Here is a 17,592-nt window from a genome sequence, read left to right as displayed (position 1 = left end):
TTTGATGCAAAGCTATGCTTTGCTATTGGAATGCGCGCTGCGGCGCGGGAAATTACGTTTTATTGCGGAAGCTGCGCTTGCCGCTGTTGAAGCTCGGCTTGCCGGCACCGCTTTTACGGTACGGGCGGCGTTCGCCGTCTTTGCGGAACGGACGCTTCTCTCCGTCGTTCTTGCGGTACGGACGATATTCACCGTCCTTGCGGAACGGACGCTTCTCGCCGTCATTCTTGCGATACGGACGATATTCACCGTCCTTGCGGAACGGGCGCTTTTCGCCGTCATTCTTGCGATACGGACGGTCGCCGTCCTTGCGGAACGGGCGCTTCTCGCCGTCATTCTTGCGATACGGACGATATTCGCCGTCCTTGTGGAACGAGCGCTTCTCTCCGTCATTCTTGCGATACGGACGGTCGCCTTCCTTGCGGAACGGGCGATCGCCGGACGGCTTACGGTAGGTGCGCTTGGGCTTCTCCTCTGCCGATTTTTCGGTCTTGACCGGCGCTTCCTCGGTCTTTTCCGCCTTATCCTTATGCTTTTTGACGCCCCTGCGGGACTGGATCTTTGCGTTTTTTTCGCTAAGCTGCTGCGCCACTTCGGCGTATGCAGGATCCTGCTCCGCCAGCTTATTTACGGCTGCTGCCGCCATGCCGATGTCCGCTACCGCGCACATCGCGCAGCCTGCCTTGCCGATCGCGCTGCCGAGTTCCAGCTTGCCGTGCGGCAACGTTACGCACGGCACATTGGCCTTATCGGCGTAAAATGCGGCCTTTTTCGCTGCATTTGCGCCTGCGTCGCCCGCGATGAACACACAGCGGGTCTTGTGGTCGAAGCACGCTTCGCGCACCAGCTCGTCACCGTAGGCCAGCTTGCCGGCACGGCGTGCCAGACCGAGCATTCTCAGAACCGGATCAGTTGCCATTTGCACCCTCCTGTTCCATCTGCTGCTCAAGCTGGTCATAGACCGACTCGGGCACCTCTACACTGAGCGCACGCTCGATCGCTCGGCTCTTGCGGGCCTTTTTCAGACATTCCGGCTTGCCGCACAGGTATGCGCCGCGGCCGGGTGCCTTGCCCTTGAAATCCAGCGAAAGCTCGCCTTCCGGCGAACGCACCACGCGGATCAGCTCCCGTTTCGGGAACATTTCACGGCAGCCGAGGCACTGCCGCATGGGAATCTTCTTCTGTACCATATTCTGCCGCACCTCCGCTTGCTTATTCGCCCTGAGACTCAGGAGCGATATCGATCTTGCAGCCGGTCAGCTTGGCAGCCAGACGCGCGTTCTGGCCTTCCTTGCCGATAGCGAGGGACAGCTGATCGTCCGGAACGATGACACGGCAGGACTTGTTGTCTGCCTGCATGGTGGCATTGATAACATCAGCCGGAGCGAGTGCCGCAGAAACAAACTGCGCCATATCCTCGTTCCACTTGATGATGTCGATCTTCTCGCCGTTCAGCTCGCCGGTGATGTTGGCAACACGCGCACCGCGGGTACCAACGCATGCGCCGATCGGATCCACGTTCTCATCGTGGGAAACAACAGCGATCTTGGTGCGGTTGCCTGCCTCACGCGCGATGGACTTGACCTCGACGATACCGGAGTGGATCTCCGGCACCTCCAGCTCAAACAGACGCTTAACCAGACCCGGGTGGGTGCGGGAAACAACGACCTGCGGGCCGCGGGTGCCGCGGCGGACCTCAATGAGATAAACCTTCAGGCGCTGACCCTCGGTCAGGACCTCACCGCGCACCTGCTCGGAAGCCGCCAGAACAGCCTCGCTCTTCTCACCGCCGGAAACAACATCCAGATAAGCGGTGCCGGAGCGCGGATCAATGCGGGCAACCACGCCGTTGAGGATCTCGTGTTCCTTGCTCTCGAACTCGGAGATAACCATGCCGCGCTCTGCCTCGCGGATGCCCTGAATGATAACCTGCTTTGCAGTCTGGGCCGCAATGCGGCCGAAGGACTTGGTCGGGATGTCGATATCAATGATATCGCCTACCATCGGGTTATTCTTGTACTCGGCAGCCTCCTCGAGGGTGATCTCCTCGTACGGCTCGTACAGGTCCTCCGCCTTGACAACCGTCTTGCGGACAAACATGTGAATGGTCTTCTTGTCGCGGTCCGGCTCAACATAAACATTATCGGTCATGCCGTCGTTATCGCGCTTGTAGGCGGTGATCAGCGCCTGACCTACACGGTCGAGCATATAGTCTACCGGAATGCCTTTTTCCTTTTCCAGCTGTTCCAGCGCGTCAAAAAATTCTGCGTTAACCATTTTTTCCAACTCAGCTCCTTCTTATATCTCTACCGCCAGTCGAACTGCGGCAATGTCTTTGGGTTCGTATACAGTGGTCTCGCCGTTCACTTCCAGCGTTACAGCGCCGTTGTCATAGCCAGCGAGTGTGCCCTCGATCTGCTTCATACCGTTCATCGGCTTGTAGAAGCCGACTTCGACGGTCTGACCCATGAACGCCTGGAAATGCTCCGGGCGCTTGAGGCGGCGCGACATACCGGCCGAGGAAACACACAGCGTGTAGGACGGCATATCGTCAAATTCCTTTTCATCCAGCATGGGATCGAGTGCGCGCGAAACCTGCTCGCACTGGTCGATATTAACGCCTTCCGGACGATCCACGGTGACGGTCAGCATGTACTGTCCGCCCTCTTTTTCAAACTCCACATCCCACAGGGAAACACCAGCCTGTTCACACAAAGGCTTTACCAGTTCCTCTACGCGGGCTACGATCTGCTTTGCCTGCAAAGCCGTCCCTCCTTACTGAAAAATTTTCTCCGAGCAAAGCGTAAGGAGTGGCACTTGGCCACTCCTTACGGTTACTTATCATCTTACACTGATAGTATATCACGCATTGCCGTACATTGCAAGCGTTTTTGCAATAAAAATATCCGTTTTTACCGTGAAAATGCACAAATTTAGGCGTGTGAGCCGCAAATTTTGCGGATTAGCGGCTGCTGCCGTGTCTCAGCTCATGCAGGATGCACAGTCCCATGGCCAAGATGGGAAACAGGATGCGCAGACTGAGGAAACCCATTGGGTCACCGAAATCGATGTTTGCATCCAGTATCAGGCCGATAAACCAGCCTAATATGGTGAATAAGGTCGCTTTCAGGTACATAATCTCTATCTCCTTTTTTTATTCCAACTGCCAATTACTTAAATTCACGCCAGTTGAACGAATCATAAAAAGATTCCAACTCAACACTATAACTAATACCATTTACATTTGCTTCGTTTTCACTACGAGAAAAAGCACTCCACAAATTCATATTAGAATAACTCTTTTGATTATACATTGCTGTATAATTCTTTACTGCATTTCTATATGCCGGAATAAACTCATTATAAAGCGGCAATAGTTCTTCTTCCAAAAGCGAATAGTTGATATTTTCCTTTTGCAATGTCTGTAACATTTTCTCGTTCCGGCTAATAAGAGCTTCACTATCCGGATTTCTTGTTGCTGGATTTATTGTAAATAAATTCGCGTTGATTGATTCATTATAAAGATCAAGTTCTCCTCTGCATATGGTAATTGTACGCTCCAACTTATACGCTGCTGTAACAATTTCTGTGAAATCATCATAAATCGAAATCGTCTGCGTATTGCGGTCGTAGCCGATATCCGCGCCGAACGCATTCGACACCGCACGAATCGGCACATAGGTTGTGCCGTTGTAGATAAACGCCTCGACCGCTTTACCGTTGGCGTCTGTCATGTCGATTGCTTCGTTGTTAAATTCCACATTGACGCCGGACGTGACGGTGATCGTCTTGCGATAAGTGTTTGCCGCATAGGATGTGGTCAGGAACAGGGCAAACATCAGGATGATTGCGGGGATTCTCTTTTTCATATTGTGACCTCCCTTTATTTGTTTGTTATAGTATACCAAACAATTCCTTATATTTCAATGCTATATTATTCAATCAGCACAAAAGCCGTCCGGCATTTCTGCCGAACGGCTTTGCTATTCCGTTTATATCTCAACCGACTGCACACCCAGAATGTCCTCCTGCAGCCGCAGGAAATTCGCTTTATCGAAATGCCGCGGCATGGCGATATATAGCACAATTTTTACCGAATTGCCTTCCTTCCGCTTGAGATTGATCTCGCGCACGGTGATTTTCCTCTGTGCCAGCCAGTCGTACAGACGCACAAGTTCGCCTTTGCCGTCTGTCAGACCGACCGCAAGCTCGGTCACCTGCATTTTTTCTCGCCGCTCCACACCGATCAGCAGACCGCAGACAGCCGCACCAAACAGATTATTTGAATATTTTCCGGCATACGCAGTCCCCTCTCGAATAAAAACTATCGCTCAAACGACAGATACCGCGTCCCTTGGAAGGTCAGTCTGCCGGTATCACCCTCTGCAAGCATACCATATTCCGAGCCGGAAACATGGAACTCCATCCGGTCCCCGCTTTCCACCTGAAACGTGACATAATAGGTCGTGCTCGACGTTGTGTGGAAGCCGTGCGCTCCACTCATGTCGCCAGCATTGGCATGCTGGTAATGTAATACATCTGTCCGCTTTGCAACGATCACTGCCGGTACGGTCAATCTGGGCGAATTGTTGTTCTTATGCCATGTGCTTATCCCCTGTATGATGGAAAAAATGATGATGCCAAATACGACAATAAACATGATGGGGACGATGAAACTCAATATATCAAACATCTGCATTGCAAACATCTGTGGCCCTCCTTTTCCTGTTCGACAGAATTTAGCCTTTCGATTTATCTACATAGTAACATACAGGCTGCAAAAAAGCAAAAAGAAAAAGGTTATCCAATAAGCACGCTACTGGATAACCTTTTTAGGATCATTTTTCTGTTTTGGAACAGATCGAGTCGTCAGAAGTTAAAATTTAACTTACTTAACCAGCTCGATGATCGCCATTTCAGCTGCGTCGCCACGACGCGGGCCGGTCTTGATGATGCGGGTGTAGCCACCGTTGCGGTTAGCGTACTCCGGAGCGATCTCAGAGAACAGCTTAGCAACAACAGCTTCCTTGGTTACGAAAGCCATAGCCTGACGGCGGGATGCCAGGGTGTTCTTCTTGCCCAGGGTGATCATCTTCTCAGTCAGCGGGCCTACTTCCTTGGCACGAGCGAGCGTGGTCTCAACCTTGCCGTTCTCCAGCAGGTAGGTTACCAGCGCACGCAGCATAGCCATACGGTGATCCGTAGCACGGCCGAGCTTGCGATTGTTAGCCATGTGAGTTTACCTCCAAATTAAAGTAAAGCGGCGGCGCGGTAATCGTACCGCCGCAACAGTTCAAGTAATTCCTCTTTGAAATAATCAAGTATTTTCGTTCACAGCAAGGAAGAAGCGCGTGCCGCGTACAAAGGTACGCAATCGTGCTTCTGACGAAGCTGCGGGCGGAAAGACGCAGATTATTCTTCGGACTTGGCGAGGTGGAGACCCATTGCCTCCAGCTTGCCGATAACCTCTTCCAGGGACTTGCGGCCCAGGTTACGAACCTTCATCATGTCCTCCTCAGAGGTATTGATGAGGTCCTCAACCGTGTTGATGCCTGCGCGCTTGAGGCAGTTGAACGAACGCACGGAGAAGTCAAGCTCCTCAATGGTCATTTCAAGCACCTTATCGTGCTGCGCTTCAGCCTTTTCAACAACGGTGGACTTGGAGCCGATTTCCTCGGACAGGTCTACGAACAGATCGAGGTGGTCGCGCAGAACCTTCGCACCGAGCGAAACCGCATCGCGTGCGTTGATGGTTGCATCGGTCCATACCTCGAGTGTCAGCTTATCATAGTCGGTCAGGTCGCGTACACGGGTGTTTTCAACCGTGTAGTTTACCTTGTAAACCGGCGTGTAGATCGAATCCACCGGAATGACGCCGATGGAGGTCTGATGCTGCTTGTTCTTCTCAGCCGGAACATAGCCGCGGCCGGAAGTCATCGTAATCTCCATGGACAGACGCGCGTCGCTCATCAGGGTAGCGATGTGCAGATCCGGGTTGAGGATCTCAACCTCGCCGTCTGCATGAATATCGCCAGCCTTGACCTCGCCCTCGCCGGCGGCCTCGATGTAGACCGTCTTGGGACCATCACAATGCAGCTTGGCAATAATGCCCTTAACATTCAGCACGATTTCGGTAACGTCTTCCTTAACGCCCGGAATCGTAGAAAACTCGTGCTGCACACCAGCGATCTTGATGCTGGACGCTGCCGTGCCCGGCAGAGACGACAGCAGGATGCGGCGCAGAGAGTTGCCCAGCGTGGTGCCGTAGCCGCGCTCAAGAGGCTCTACAACGAACTTGCCGTAGGAACCGTCCTCCGCGAGCTGTTCACAGTCAATACGCGGTTTTTCGATTTCGATCATGTGGTACCCTCCTTCACGTTGGTTGGAAACTTAAGATAGAACAGGCGAAGCAGACGCCGCGCCTGTTCCAAAAGCGAGGGTCTATTATTTCGAGTACAGCTCGACGATGAGGTGCTCGGCAACATCATAGTCGATGTCGTCACGTGCAGGCATCGCAACGATCTTGCCCTCGAAGGAATCGTTAGCCTTCTCGATCCACTTCGGGCAAGCCTTCTTGCCGTTCTCTTCCAGCAGAGACTTGAACTTGGTGGTAGAACGGGACTTCTCGGAAACTGCAACTACGTCGCCCGGCTTAACCTGGTAAGACGGAATGTTAACGCGCTTGCCGTTTACGGTGAAGTGTGCATGGTTAACCAGCTGACGAGCCTCACGGCGGGTGTTAGCAAAGCCCATGCGGAAAACTACGTTGTCCAGACGGCGCTCGAGCTCCTGCAGCAGGATCTCACCAGTGATGCCCTGCTTGCGCTCAGCCTTCTCGTAGTAAGCATGGAACTGCTTCTCGAGTACGCCGTAGATGAATTTTACCTTCTGCTTTTCGTTCAGCTGCATGCCGTACTCGGACTGCTTGCGGCGGCTCTGCTTGGGCTGACGCTTCGTGGACTTGGAGTAACCAAGTACCGCAGGGGAAAGACCAAGCGTCTTGCAGCGCTTGAGAACGGGCTGGGTATTCTTAGCCATTTATTGGTTCCTCCTCTATTAAACTCGACGACGCTTGGGCGGACGGCAGCCGTTGTGCGGGATCGGGGTTACGTCCTTGATCATGGTAACCTCGAGGCCAGCGGCCTGCAGTGCACGGATTGCAGCCTCACGGCCGGAACCCGGGCCCTTAACGTATACTTCAACAGTCTTCAGACCGTGCTCCATTGCAGCAGCAGCAGCGGTTTCAGCCGCAGTCTGAGCAGCGAACGGAGTGGACTTACGCGAACCGCGGAAGCCCATTTCGCCGGAGGAAGCCCAGGAAATAGCGTTACCGTTCAGGTCGGTAATGGTAACGATCGTGTTGTTGAAAGAGGAACGGATATGTGCCGCGCCCTTTTCAATGTTCTTGCGCTCACGACGACGAGTACGGGTCGCAGCGCCCTTCTTCTGTACCTTAGCCATTTATACGTTCCCCTCCTTACTTCTTCTTGTTCGCAATGGTCTTCTTCGGGCCCTTGCGGGTACGAGCATTGGTCTTGGTGCGCTGACCGCGAACCGGCAGGCCGCGGCGATGGCGCAGGCCGCGGTAGCATCCAATCTCAACCAGGCGCTTGATATTCAGGCCGATCTCACGGCGCAGGTCACCCTCGACGTTGTAGTCGCGCTCGATGACTTCACGCAGCTTAGCAGCCTCTTCTTCAGTCAGGTCCTTAACGCGGGTATCCGGATTGATACCGGTCTTAGCAAGGATCTCGTTGGACGTTTTGCGGCCAATGCCGAAAACGTAGGTCAGGCCGATCTCCACGCGCTTCTCGCGGGGAAGGTCAACACCGGCAATACGTGCCATACTATTATAACCTCCATAGTTACACACTGAGGCGTGTTTGCAAACACAGTATAGGAGCCGCCTCCGCTCCTGCAGCGCCGCACTCGCCGTGCGTGCTTGTCGTGCTCGCGTAAACCATGATCCGCACCCCTGGGTGCGCATTTATTGATGACTGCTTGCAGTCATCATAAAATGGACGAGCTTTGCCCGTTCATTTTATACCTTGACTCAGCGATCTTGGATCGCGTCATTTCGGTATCGAAAATCAGTTTCTACTGGAACTGATTTTCGTATATAGGGACTTTTTGAAAGTCCCTATAAGCACCGTCAGGTGCTCTTAGCCCTGCTTCTGCTTGTGCTTCGGGTTCTGGCAGATAACCATAACCTTGCCCTTACGGCGAATGATCTTGCACTTCTCGCAGATCGGCTTTACAGACGGTCTTACCTTCATGTTATTTTACCTCCATCAAATTTTTGGTGGGATGGGACACCGGAAACCTGTCCGGCGACCACTGGCGCGCAGGTCACATGCGTACCTCCGCCCGCTTTTTATCTTACTTGGAACGCCAAGTGATACGACCGCGGGTCAGGTCGTAAGGCGACATCTGAACGGTGACCTTGTCGCCGGGAAGAATGCGGATAAAGTTCATGCGGAGCTTGCCCGAGATATGCGCCAGAATCTTATGGCCGTTGGGAAGCTCTACCTGAAACATTGCATTGGGCAGCGCCTCTACGACGGTACCCTCGAGCTCAATCACATCATCTTTTGCCATTGTGGTTTATCCTCCTCGGTCAATTTGCGTTCTCGTCCCCTGTCCAGAGGGCGAGCGCCTTGCGGATCTCGCTGTTTGTCAGCCGGCTTTCGCTTTGCAGCTTAAGCCGTGTGCGCTCGTCGCATGGGCCCTGCAGGCTCACATGCTTGCGGCGCTTGCGCTTCGGGTTTTCGGCCCGGCGCGCACGTCCGTTCGCCAGCAGAAGAAAATCCCCCTCCTCTGCGACGACCAGCATCAGCTGTCCTCTGTCCCTTCCGGTCAGCGACAGCACAATGTCGGCGGTACGAATCTCTGCCATTACAGCACTTCGCCGTCGATATTCGTAAGAATCTCCGGCTCTCCATCCGTAATAGCGATGGTGTTTTCGTAGTGAGCGGACAGCTTGCCGTCCCTGGTCTTAACCGTCCAGCCATCCGGCAGGACCTTGACCGTGTAAACACCCACATTGACCATCGGCTCTACCGCGATGACCATACCGCGCTGCAGGCGAATGCCGTGGCCCGGTTTGCCGTAGTTCGGAACCTCCGGGCTCTCATGCAGCGCAGCGCCTACGCCGTGACCGACGTAGTCGCGCACGACAGAAAAGCCGTTGGCCTCGACGTAAGCCTGAACGGCTGCGCCGATATCCGATACGCGGTAGCCCTCACGGGCAAATTTAATGCCTTCAAAGAAGCTCTGACGTGTTACAGCGATCAGCTTTTTCGCCTCTTCGCTTACTTCACCGCACGGAACCGTGCAGGCGCAGTCGCCGTGGAAACCGCCGATGTATGCACCAACATCAACCTTAACGATATCGCCTTCCTTGACAACTGCGTGCTTGGAAGGAATACCGTGGATGACCTGGTCATTCAGCGATACGCAGGCGCTGCCCGGGAAGCCGCCGTAGCCGAGGAAAGACGGCTTGGCGCCGGCATCCTCAATCATCTTGCGGACGATGCGGTCGATCTCCCAGGTGGTAACACCCGGCTTTACGGCGTCTGCCGCCGCCTTACGCGCAATAGCGGTAAGGCGGCCGGCAACACGCATTTTTTCAAGCTCTTTTTCCGTCTTGATATGAATCATATTACAGACCCAGCGCCTCTACTGCAAACTTTTCGGTAGCGGTGATGCCCTGAGCACCATCGATGCTCTTGAGCTTGCCCTGGGCTTCATAGTAGCCCTTGAGCGGCTCGGTCTGCTCATGGTAGGTTTCAAGACGATGACGAACGACCTCAGCCTGATCATCGCTGCGGATGACCAGCTTATCGCCGCAGATGTCGCAAACGTCCTTCACGCGCGGCGGATTTGCCTCAACGTGATAGGTTGCACCGCAGCGCAGGCAGACACGGCGGCCGGTCATGCGCTTTTCGATGACGTCGTCTGCAACCTCAAGGGACAGAGCGCAGTCGATGCGAGCAATCTCGTCGAGTGCTTCCGCCTGCGGAATCGTACGCGGAAAACCATCGAGGATGAAACCGCTCTTGCAGTCGCGCTTAGCGATACGCTCCTTCAGCATGCCGATAACCACTTCATCGGGTACCAGCTTGCCGGCATCCATATACTCCTTAGCGGACTGGCCGAGCGGAGTATTGTTCTTAATCGCTTCGCGCAGGATGTTACCGGTGGAAATGCTCGGTACACCCATCTGCTCGATCAGGTAAGAAGCAAGCGTGCCCTTACCGGCGCCCGGAGCGCCCAGCAGAATTAAATTCATTTGAACACAGCCTCCAGAATTATTCCAGGAATCCCTTATGATGACGCATCAGCATCTGTGCTTCCATCTGCTTCACCGTATCAAGCGCAACGCCTACTACGATGATAACCGAGGTGCCGCCCAGTGCTACGTTGCTCAGGCTGGAGTTTACTGCGCCTACGATCAGCGGGAGCAGTGCTACAACAGCGAGGAACAGCGCACCAACGAAGGTGACCTTGCCGAGTGCCTTGGTGATGAAGTCGCTGGTCGGCTTGCCTGGACGGAAGCCCGGGATGAAGCCGCCGTTCTTCTTCAGGTTGTTGGCGATCTCGATCGGGTTGAACTGGATGGATGCATAGAAGTATGCAAATGCGAGGATCAGCAGTGCGTACAGTACAATGTAGAACACGCTGGTCTGAGAGAACAGGTTAAGAATATGCGCACCAACCGAGCCGCTCTCCGGGTGCCAGAACATCGAAATGGTCTGCGGCAGGGACAGGATGGACGATGCGAAGATGATCGGCATAACGCCGGACGCATTGACCTTGATCGGCAGGTGGGTGGACTGACCGCCGTACATCTTGCGGCCAACTACGCGCTTTGCGTACTGAACCGGGATGCGGCGCTCTGCATTCGACATATAAACGATGAATACAACGATCGCAAGACCGACGATAATCATTGCAATGCCGGAAACGATGCCGCTCGTGCCGGTCTGGAACAGGTCAACCAGCGTACGCATGAGCGACGGACCGCGGGAAACGATACCTGCGAACAGGATGATCGAAATGCCGTTGCCAATACCCTTCTGGGTGATATGCTCGCCCATCCACATGATCAGCGCGGTGCCTGCGGTGAAAGTTACAATAATGGTTACGGCTGCAAGCGCGCCGGTGTTAGACAGCATAGTCTTGCCGCCGAAACCGTTGCGGAGCAGTGCGTAGTAGGACAGGCCCTGGAGCAGACCGAGCAGAACGCCGAGGTAACGGGTCCAGCTTGCAATCTTCTCACGGCCTTCCTCGCCGCCGTCCTTTACCATGCGCTCAAGAGCGGGGATGGCAACAGTCAGCAGCTGAAGGATAATGGATGCATTGATATACGGGGTGATGGACATTGCGAAGATGGTCGCACGAGACAGACCACCGCCGGTGAACATATCCAGATAACCAAGCATTGAACCGTTTACCGATGCCTGCTCAAAGTACTGAGACAGGAGCGCGGTATCAATAAACGGAACCGGAATGCACGAACCAAAGCGGAAGATCAGGATGATGAACAGAGTGTACAGCATCTTCTTGCGCAGTTCGGGCATAGACCAGGCGTTTTTAAGGGTTTGAAACACCTTAAACCACCTCGGCCTTTCCGCCTGCGGCTTCGATCTTCTCCTTTGCGGAAGCCGAGAAAGCAGCTGCCTTAACGGTCAGCTTCTTGGTCAGCGTGCCGGTGCCGAGGATCTTGATGCCGTCGAGAGCATTCTTAACGATGCCGGCATTGCAGAGGATCTCTGCAGTTACCTCAGCGCCGTCTTCAAACTTCTCCAGTGCGGAAACATTGACCGGTGCGTAAGTGGTGCCGAAAATGTTGTGGAAACCACGCTTCGGCAGACGACGTGCCAGAGGCATCTGGCCGCCTTCAAAGCCCGGACGGACACCGCCGCCGGAACGGGCCCACTGGCCCTTGTGACCGCGACCTGCGGTCTTGCCATTGCCGGAACCAGCGCCGCGGCCCTTACGGTATGCCGGCTTGGTAGCGCCTGCGGCAGGCGTCAATTCATGCAGCTTCATGGGTTACGCCTCCTCTACGATTTCGAGCAGGTAACCGATCTGCTTTACCTTGCCGCGCGTCTGCGCGTTGTCCGGCTGAACGGTTACGTCATTGATCTTCTTAAGCCCCAAAGAATGAGCCGTTGCGATGTGCTTCTCCAAGCGACCAGCCAGGCTCTTTTTCAGGGTAATCTTCATGTTAGCCATTGTCAGTTACCCCTTTCTTACAGTTCTTCTACGGCTTTGCCGCGTACAGCAGCTACCTGAGCTGCGTCGCGCAGGCTCTTCAGGCCTTCCATCGTTGCGGTAACAACGTTCTGCGGGTTGTTGGAACGCAGGCACTTGGTACGGATGTCCTTGATGCCGGCAGCCTCAACTACTGCACGAACAGCGCCGCCGGCGATAACGCCGGTACCGGGAGCAGCAGGCTTGAGCAGAACGCGGCCTGCACCGAACTCGCCGATAACCTCGTGCGGGATGGTGGTGCCCTTCAGAGAAATCTTAACGAGGTTCTTCTTGGCGTCCTCGATGCCCTTGCGGATAGCGTCCGGAACCTCGGAAGCCTTACCGAGGCCGAAACCGACAGTACCCTTGCCGTCGCCTACAACGACCAGAGCTGCGAACTTGAAGATTCGGCCGCCCTTAACGGTCTTGGCAACGCGGTTGAGCGCTACAACGTTCTCGGAGAACTCGTCCTCACGCTTATCGTTTCTGTTAAACTGAGCCATGTTTTACCTCCTCCCGATTAAAACTGCAGGCCGCCCTCACGGGCGCCATCTGCGAGCTCCTTCACGCGGCCGTGGAACACATAGCCGCCGCGGTCAAACACGACAGTCTCAATGCCCTTAGCCTTGCAGCGCTCGGCAACGATCTGACCAATCTTCTTGGCTGCTTCCTTGTTGCCGCCGTACTCGGTAAAGCTCTTCTCTGCAGTCGAGGCGGATACGAGGGTTACACCGGCTACATCGTCAATAACCTGTGCATAGATGTTCTTTGCAGAACGGAATACGTCCAGACGGGGACGCTCAGCGGTGCCGCTGATCTTAGCGCGTACGCGCTTGTGGCGCTGAAGGCGCGCCTTGTTGGAATCCTTCTTCGAAACCATTTATTTTCGCCTCTCCTTTCCTTACTTCTTCTTAGCGCCGGTCTTGCCTTCCTTGCGGCGGACATACTCATCAGCGTAGCGAATGCCCTTGCCCTTATAGGGTTCCGGCGGACGCTTCTCGCGGACTTCCGCTGCAAACTGGCCAACCTTCTGCTTGTCAGGACCGGAGATGATGATCGTGTTCGGGTTCGGAACGTCGATCGTGATGCCCTCTACCTCGCTCATGGTAACCTGATGCGAGTAGCCGAGGTTCATAACCAGATCCTTGCCCTGCTTAGCGACACGGTAACCAACGCCCTGAACGCTCAGCTCCTTCTTGAAGCCTTCGGTAACACCAACAACCATGTTGTGAACCAAGCTGCGGGTGAGGCCGTGCAGTGCGCGGTTGTGCTTGTCGTCGTTCGGACGGGTTACGAGGATTTCGTTGCCCTCTACCGCGATGGTCATGTTCGGATGAAATTCGCGGGTAAGGGTTGCCTTAGCGCCCTTCACGGTAACAACGCTGCCGTCAATCTTGACTTCAACGCCGGCCGGGATGGCAATCGGCATTCTACCAATACGAGACATTGTTTATACCTCCCTTACCATACAAATGCGAGAACTTCACCGCCGACATTCAGCTCGCGAGCCTTCTTGTCGGTCATGACGCCTCTGGAAGTGGAAACGATGGCAATACCAAGGCCGCGGAGTACCTTCGGCAGCTCCTGTGCGCCAGCGTATACACGCAGGCCCGGCTTGGACACACGCTTGATGCCGGTGATAGCCTTCTGGCGGTTATCAACGTACTTCAGTGCGATGCGGATAATGCCCTGGGTGTTGCCCTCTACAACCTCGAAAGACTTGATGTAGCCTTCGTCGAGCAGGATCTGGGCAATAGCCTTCTTCATCTTGGATGCGGGTACATCCACACTGGCATGACGAGCATTGCCAGCGTTGCGGATACGAGTCAGCATATCCGCGATAGGATCAGTGATCTGCATAAAATGCTCTCCTTTAATATAAGAAGTTTGGGGGTAGTGCAGCAATCGAGCGCCGGTGGGTTAATCCGGTTCTGATTTGTCTGTTTGCCCTCCACTTTTCTTTACACTGTTCGTGGCCCTTCCACGGACAGCGGCGGGGATAAAAAATCGCCGGTCCAGTACTCAACCAGACCAGCGTTAATTATAGCACGAGAAACCAATGGCTGCAATCGGAAAAGTGCTGATTTTTACGCAGTTTTAGCCTGTTTTGCAGTCAAATTGCTTGATTACCCGGTATAACGGCAGGTCGGCCGTTTTTGGACCGCACCAGGGACCACGCCGGGAAAATCCGGTTGATGGCCAATGGGCGTGCGCAGGAGAAACTCCTTTGCGCGGCAATTCGGTTACGCATTTGCGCAACTGTAATTAGTATACACTACACCGGGTGTATCGCGCAAGTGTTTTTTTCAAAATTTCTTAATTTTTTGAGATTTTCTTTTTTGAGAGGATTTCGCCTGCGAGGCGAACGGAACTGCGCTGACGCCGCGCGGGCGCACAAGAGGGTAGACAACCTGCGGTTTTCCACCCTCTTGTAAATCTCCCCTTTTCCCTTAGAGGGTCTGGCGCAGATTGCCGACATGTGACCGCTGCGAAAATGGGAAACGGCAGTCGGGTTACCACAGCGTGTCTTTCTCCGCCTTTTCGCAGTTCACAGATAGCGTACTGCTACACATACGGTTAAATCTACGCTGAGTGCGGCATAACAGTGCCGCACAATTCGTGAGCGCGTTGTTACAGGCAGGGCCTGCGAAGATAAATTGTCCCAGATAGCCAAATTCGTAGGTGCCGTGCGTTACAACGCACCAAAGGGTTGCGCGACACGGGCATGTCGCGCCTGCGTAGATTTAACCGTATGTGTAGCAGTACATTATCTGACACTGCGAATAGGGCAAGAAATGGGAGCACACTGTGCTCCCCTACGATAGAAAGAATCCTCTGCCGTTCCCCTTATTTCGAAGCAGTCGCCGCTCTCCGATTTTTGCCGGGCTAAGAAACAAAGGGAAACGGGAGTTAAGAGGGTAGAAACCGTAGGTGTCTACCCTCTTGCCCCGCCGCGGGGCGCGGCAGTCTCCCACGCTCCGCAGAGCGCATTTCATTCTTTAGGAAACCGCAAAGTAATGCAAGTCCCCTCGCCGAGTACACTCTTCAGTTCAACCTCCGCATGATGCAGTGCCGCACCATGCTTGACAATCGAAAGCCCCAGTCCGGTGCCGCCGGTCATCTTGCTGTGGCTTTTATCCACGCGGTAGAACCGCTCAAACACGCGCTGCTGGTCCGCCGGTGCGATACCGATGCCGGTATCCGCCACCTGCACGAACGGCCGGCCGTTCTCTGTGCCGGTCACAAGCGTCACGCTGCCCTGCGGCTTATTATAATTGATGGCGTTATCCGTCAGATTAAAGATCATCTGCTCAAGCGTGCGGCGCTGACCGGAAACCGCAGCCGGTTCTCCCTCGATGTGCAGCGCAATGCCCTTGCCTGCTGCCTTGCTCTGCAGGCGGTCGCGCACAGTATCACAGAGTGCGGACAGCTCCACCGGCTCAAAGGCCACCGTTTCTCCGCCTTCATCCAGTCGGGACAGATGAATGATATCCTCGATGAGCGCCAGCAGCCGCTGCGCTTCCGTGCGGATCTTGCCCGCAAACGGCGCCACGTCCTCCGGCTTGGCAATGCCGCCCGCGATGATCTCCGCGTAGCCCATGATGCTGGTCAGCGGCGTTTTCAGCTCGTGCGACACGTTGGCGGTAAATTCCTGCCGCTGCTGCTCGGCACGCTCGCGCTCGGTAATATCCACGATCAGCAGCACGGCCGCGTGCCATGCGCTGTTCTCCTCCACCGAGCTTGCCGTAAGTTCATAAATGCGGCCATTCCGCTCAAGTTTTCCGTGCGCGCCTTTGCCGTCGAGCGCCTGCTCGACCACCTGAATGTAATTCGCATCGCGGCACAGCGTCAGATAGCTTCTTTCCGCACTGTCATGCGGAAACAGCGCCCGCGCAGCGTGATTGGCGAACAGAATCATGCCCTTGCCGGAAAACAGCACCAGACCTTCGTCCATGCGGGCCGTAATGTCGTCAAACTCAGCCTGACGACGCTGCAGCTCGTCCATCTGCGCCTGAATTTTGTGGTTCTGCTTGTCCATGCGGTGCAGCAGCGGCGACAGCTCGTCATAGGCTTCGCCCTTCATCGGATCATGCAGGTCGAGCGCTTCGATCGGCTTGAGGAACAGACCGGTCAGCCAGCCTGCCAGCACAGCTGCAACCAACAGCGTCAGCAGGATGATCAGCACAATCCACGGTGACGCATTCGACAGTGCGCCGAACACGCTGTCCGCAGTTGCGGAAATACGCAGAACATCGCCGTTTTTCAGACGGACCGCGTAATAAAACGTCTGCTCAGCGAAGGTTTCGGACAGACGGTTGTCCTCACCCGCGCCTTTCTTCTCTGCCGCCGCAATCTCCGGACGGACGGCGTGGTTCTCCATCTCGGAGGCATTCGTGCGGTTGTCGTACAGCACCGTGCCGTCCTGCGCGACCAGCGTCAAACGGTCGGCGTACACCGAGCCGCACTCCTCCAGTTCCTCCCGAATGTCATCCACCGCAGACAGGTAGCTGCTCTCCGTTATCAGCCGCTGCCGCATATCATTGGTCAGACCGGCGTGAACCGCCAGCAGCAGCAGCCCGGTCGTCAGCAGCAGCGTGACAAGCGACGTGAGAAAAATGCTGCCGAATACGCGCTTTCTCATGTGTGCTCTCCCATACGGTAGCCGACACCGCGGACAGTCTCGATCAGCGCACCGTCCGCGCCCAGCTTTTGCCGCAGCGTGCGGATATGCACATCGACCGTGCGGGTTTCGCTTTCATTATTATAGCCCCAGATATTCTCGAGCAGCACATCGCGCGTGAGCACGGCACCGCGTTTTTTCATCAGCAGGCACAGCAGCTGGTACTCCTTGAGCGTCAACTGCACCTCCTGCCCGTTAACGAATACGGTGTGAGCACGCTCATCCACACAGATGCCGCCGGCTACCAGCGGACGCGGCTCATCCTTGTCCTGCATATCCTCGGTGCGGCGCAGGACCGCACGAATGCGCGCGATCAGCTCCATCATGCCGAACGGCTTGGGAATGTAATCATCCGCACCGGTGTCCAGACCGACTACCTTGTCGTACTCCGTGTTTTTCGCAGTCAGCAGAATGACCGGAACCCTCGCCGTATACGGCGCTGCGCGCAGACGACGCAGAATAGTGATGCCGTCCTCACCGGGCAGCATGATATCCAGCAGAATCAGCTGCGGCTTGCATTTTTTCAGAGCAGCGGTCAGCGCCGCACTGTCCTCGAAGCCGTCAGCCTCAAAACCGGTGTTGCGCAGTGTATACACCACCAGTTCGCGGATACCCGCATCATCTTCCACACAGTATATCATATATTACACTCC

At 55.0% G+C, this 17,592-nt stretch carries 27 protein-coding genes; all 27 read right to left on the bottom strand.

What is annotated here, in order from left to right:
* Positions 1 to 52: 52 nt before the first annotated feature.
* Positions 53 to 919, bottom strand: a complete 867-nt coding sequence (locus tag DW806_RS00715; protein WP_158578250.1) for a ribosomal L7Ae/L30e/S12e/Gadd45 family protein — start codon at positions 917 to 919, stop codon at positions 53 to 55.
* Entirely contained in the window at positions 909 to 1,190 is a 282-nt protein-coding gene (gene rnpM, locus DW806_RS00710; protein ID WP_117489855.1) for an RNase P modulator RnpM, read from the bottom strand. Before rnpM ends, DW806_RS00715 begins: the two co-directional genes overlap by 11 nt.
* Positions 1,191 to 1,212: 22 nt before the next feature.
* Positions 1,213 to 2,277: a transcription termination factor NusA gene (gene nusA, locus DW806_RS00705; RefSeq protein ID WP_110435381.1), complete on the bottom strand. Its 1,065-nt coding sequence runs from the start codon at positions 2,275 to 2,277 to the stop codon at positions 1,213 to 1,215.
* Between the two features lie 21 nt (positions 2,278 to 2,298).
* A complete protein-coding gene (gene rimP, locus DW806_RS00700) occupies positions 2,299 to 2,763 on the bottom strand; it encodes a ribosome maturation factor RimP (protein ID WP_242988106.1) in 465 nt (154 codons plus the stop codon).
* 199 nt (positions 2,764 to 2,962) lie between these two features.
* A complete protein-coding gene (locus DW806_RS15070; protein ID WP_158578249.1) occupies positions 2,963 to 3,136 on the bottom strand; it encodes a hypothetical protein in 174 nt (57 codons plus the stop codon).
* 34 nt (positions 3,137 to 3,170) lie between these two features.
* Positions 3,171 to 3,869 carry a copper amine oxidase N-terminal domain-containing protein gene (locus DW806_RS00695; protein WP_118728795.1) on the bottom strand — a complete coding sequence of 233 codons (699 nt, stop codon included), beginning with the start codon at positions 3,867 to 3,869 and terminating at the stop codon, positions 3,171 to 3,173.
* A 123-nt stretch (positions 3,870 to 3,992) separates the two neighbouring features.
* On the bottom strand, positions 3,993 to 4,223 hold the full coding sequence (locus tag DW806_RS00690; protein ID WP_118728794.1) for a hypothetical protein: 231 nt from the start codon (positions 4,221 to 4,223) through the stop codon (positions 3,993 to 3,995).
* A 101-nt stretch (positions 4,224 to 4,324) separates the two neighbouring features.
* The gene (locus DW806_RS00685) at positions 4,325 to 4,708 is read right to left on the bottom strand and encodes a DUF2500 domain-containing protein (RefSeq protein WP_442861136.1); all 384 of its coding nucleotides are present in this window, start codon (positions 4,706 to 4,708) and stop codon (positions 4,325 to 4,327) included.
* 180 nt (positions 4,709 to 4,888) lie between these two features.
* The gene (gene rplQ / locus DW806_RS00680; RefSeq protein WP_110435384.1) at positions 4,889 to 5,233 is read right to left on the bottom strand and encodes a 50S ribosomal protein L17; all 345 of its coding nucleotides are present in this window, start codon (positions 5,231 to 5,233) and stop codon (positions 4,889 to 4,891) included.
* Positions 5,234 to 5,412: 179 nt separating this feature from the next.
* Complete coding sequence (locus DW806_RS00675) at positions 5,413 to 6,360, bottom strand: DNA-directed RNA polymerase subunit alpha (protein ID WP_110435385.1); 948 nt, start codon at positions 6,358 to 6,360, stop codon at positions 5,413 to 5,415.
* 84 nt (positions 6,361 to 6,444) lie between these two features.
* Complete coding sequence (gene rpsD, locus DW806_RS00670; protein ID WP_110435386.1) at positions 6,445 to 7,038, bottom strand: 30S ribosomal protein S4; 594 nt, start codon at positions 7,036 to 7,038, stop codon at positions 6,445 to 6,447.
* A gap of 18 nt (positions 7,039 to 7,056) precedes the next feature.
* A complete protein-coding gene (gene rpsK, locus DW806_RS00665; RefSeq protein ID WP_031472201.1) occupies positions 7,057 to 7,461 on the bottom strand; it encodes a 30S ribosomal protein S11 in 405 nt (134 codons plus the stop codon).
* Positions 7,462 to 7,477: 16 nt separating this feature from the next.
* Positions 7,478 to 7,846, bottom strand: a complete 369-nt coding sequence (gene rpsM / locus DW806_RS00660; RefSeq protein WP_031472203.1) for a 30S ribosomal protein S13 — start codon at positions 7,844 to 7,846, stop codon at positions 7,478 to 7,480.
* 316 nt (positions 7,847 to 8,162) lie between these two features.
* Complete coding sequence (gene rpmJ, locus DW806_RS00655) at positions 8,163 to 8,276, bottom strand: 50S ribosomal protein L36 (protein WP_031472205.1); 114 nt, start codon at positions 8,274 to 8,276, stop codon at positions 8,163 to 8,165.
* A 103-nt stretch (positions 8,277 to 8,379) separates the two neighbouring features.
* The gene (infA, locus tag DW806_RS00650; RefSeq protein WP_110435387.1) at positions 8,380 to 8,598 is read right to left on the bottom strand and encodes a translation initiation factor IF-1; all 219 of its coding nucleotides are present in this window, start codon (positions 8,596 to 8,598) and stop codon (positions 8,380 to 8,382) included.
* A 19-nt stretch (positions 8,599 to 8,617) separates the two neighbouring features.
* Positions 8,618 to 8,896: a KOW domain-containing RNA-binding protein gene (locus DW806_RS00645; RefSeq protein WP_110435388.1), complete on the bottom strand. Its 279-nt coding sequence runs from the start codon at positions 8,894 to 8,896 to the stop codon at positions 8,618 to 8,620.
* A complete protein-coding gene (map, locus tag DW806_RS00640) occupies positions 8,896 to 9,660 on the bottom strand; it encodes a type I methionyl aminopeptidase (protein WP_118728793.1) in 765 nt (254 codons plus the stop codon). Before map ends, DW806_RS00645 begins: the two co-directional genes overlap by 1 nt.
* Before the next feature lies 1 nt (position 9,661).
* A complete protein-coding gene (locus DW806_RS00635) occupies positions 9,662 to 10,291 on the bottom strand; it encodes an adenylate kinase (protein ID WP_118360017.1) in 630 nt (209 codons plus the stop codon).
* 19 nt (positions 10,292 to 10,310) lie between these two features.
* Positions 10,311 to 11,612 (bottom strand): preprotein translocase subunit SecY, encoded by a 1,302-nt coding sequence (secY, locus tag DW806_RS00630; RefSeq protein WP_118728792.1) that lies wholly within the window; start codon positions 11,610 to 11,612, stop codon positions 10,311 to 10,313.
* A 1-nt stretch (position 11,613) separates the two neighbouring features.
* A complete protein-coding gene (gene rplO, locus DW806_RS00625) occupies positions 11,614 to 12,054 on the bottom strand; it encodes a 50S ribosomal protein L15 (protein WP_110435392.1) in 441 nt (146 codons plus the stop codon).
* Between the two features lie 3 nt (positions 12,055 to 12,057).
* On the bottom strand, positions 12,058 to 12,240 hold the full coding sequence (gene rpmD / locus DW806_RS00620) for a 50S ribosomal protein L30 (RefSeq protein ID WP_110435393.1): 183 nt from the start codon (positions 12,238 to 12,240) through the stop codon (positions 12,058 to 12,060).
* 17 nt (positions 12,241 to 12,257) lie between these two features.
* Positions 12,258 to 12,761, bottom strand: a complete 504-nt coding sequence (rpsE, locus tag DW806_RS00615) for a 30S ribosomal protein S5 (RefSeq protein WP_054326956.1) — start codon at positions 12,759 to 12,761, stop codon at positions 12,258 to 12,260.
* Between the two features lie 17 nt (positions 12,762 to 12,778).
* A complete protein-coding gene (rplR, locus tag DW806_RS00610; protein ID WP_110435394.1) occupies positions 12,779 to 13,138 on the bottom strand; it encodes a 50S ribosomal protein L18 in 360 nt (119 codons plus the stop codon).
* 21 nt (positions 13,139 to 13,159) lie between these two features.
* Positions 13,160 to 13,705, bottom strand: coding sequence for a 50S ribosomal protein L6 (rplF, locus tag DW806_RS00605; RefSeq protein WP_110435395.1), 546 nt, complete (start codon positions 13,703 to 13,705; stop codon positions 13,160 to 13,162).
* A 14-nt stretch (positions 13,706 to 13,719) separates the two neighbouring features.
* A complete protein-coding gene (rpsH, locus tag DW806_RS00600; protein ID WP_110435396.1) occupies positions 13,720 to 14,118 on the bottom strand; it encodes a 30S ribosomal protein S8 in 399 nt (132 codons plus the stop codon).
* A gap of 1,132 nt (positions 14,119 to 15,250) precedes the next feature.
* Positions 15,251 to 16,900 (bottom strand): sensor histidine kinase, encoded by a 1,650-nt coding sequence (locus tag DW806_RS00595; RefSeq protein ID WP_118728791.1) that lies wholly within the window; start codon positions 16,898 to 16,900, stop codon positions 15,251 to 15,253.
* Entirely contained in the window at positions 16,897 to 17,580 is a 684-nt protein-coding gene (locus DW806_RS00590; RefSeq protein WP_118728790.1) for a winged helix-turn-helix domain-containing protein, read from the bottom strand. Before DW806_RS00590 ends, DW806_RS00595 begins: the two co-directional genes overlap by 4 nt.
* Positions 17,581 to 17,592 lie beyond the last annotated feature (12 nt).

This window comes from Butyricicoccus sp. AM32-19 (genome assembly GCF_003480365.1).
Classification (GTDB): Bacteria; Bacillota; Clostridia; order Oscillospirales; family Butyricicoccaceae; genus Agathobaculum; species Agathobaculum butyriciproducens.
Note: the sequence above shows the minus strand (reverse complement) of the source record. Positions and strands in the feature narration are given on the sequence as shown.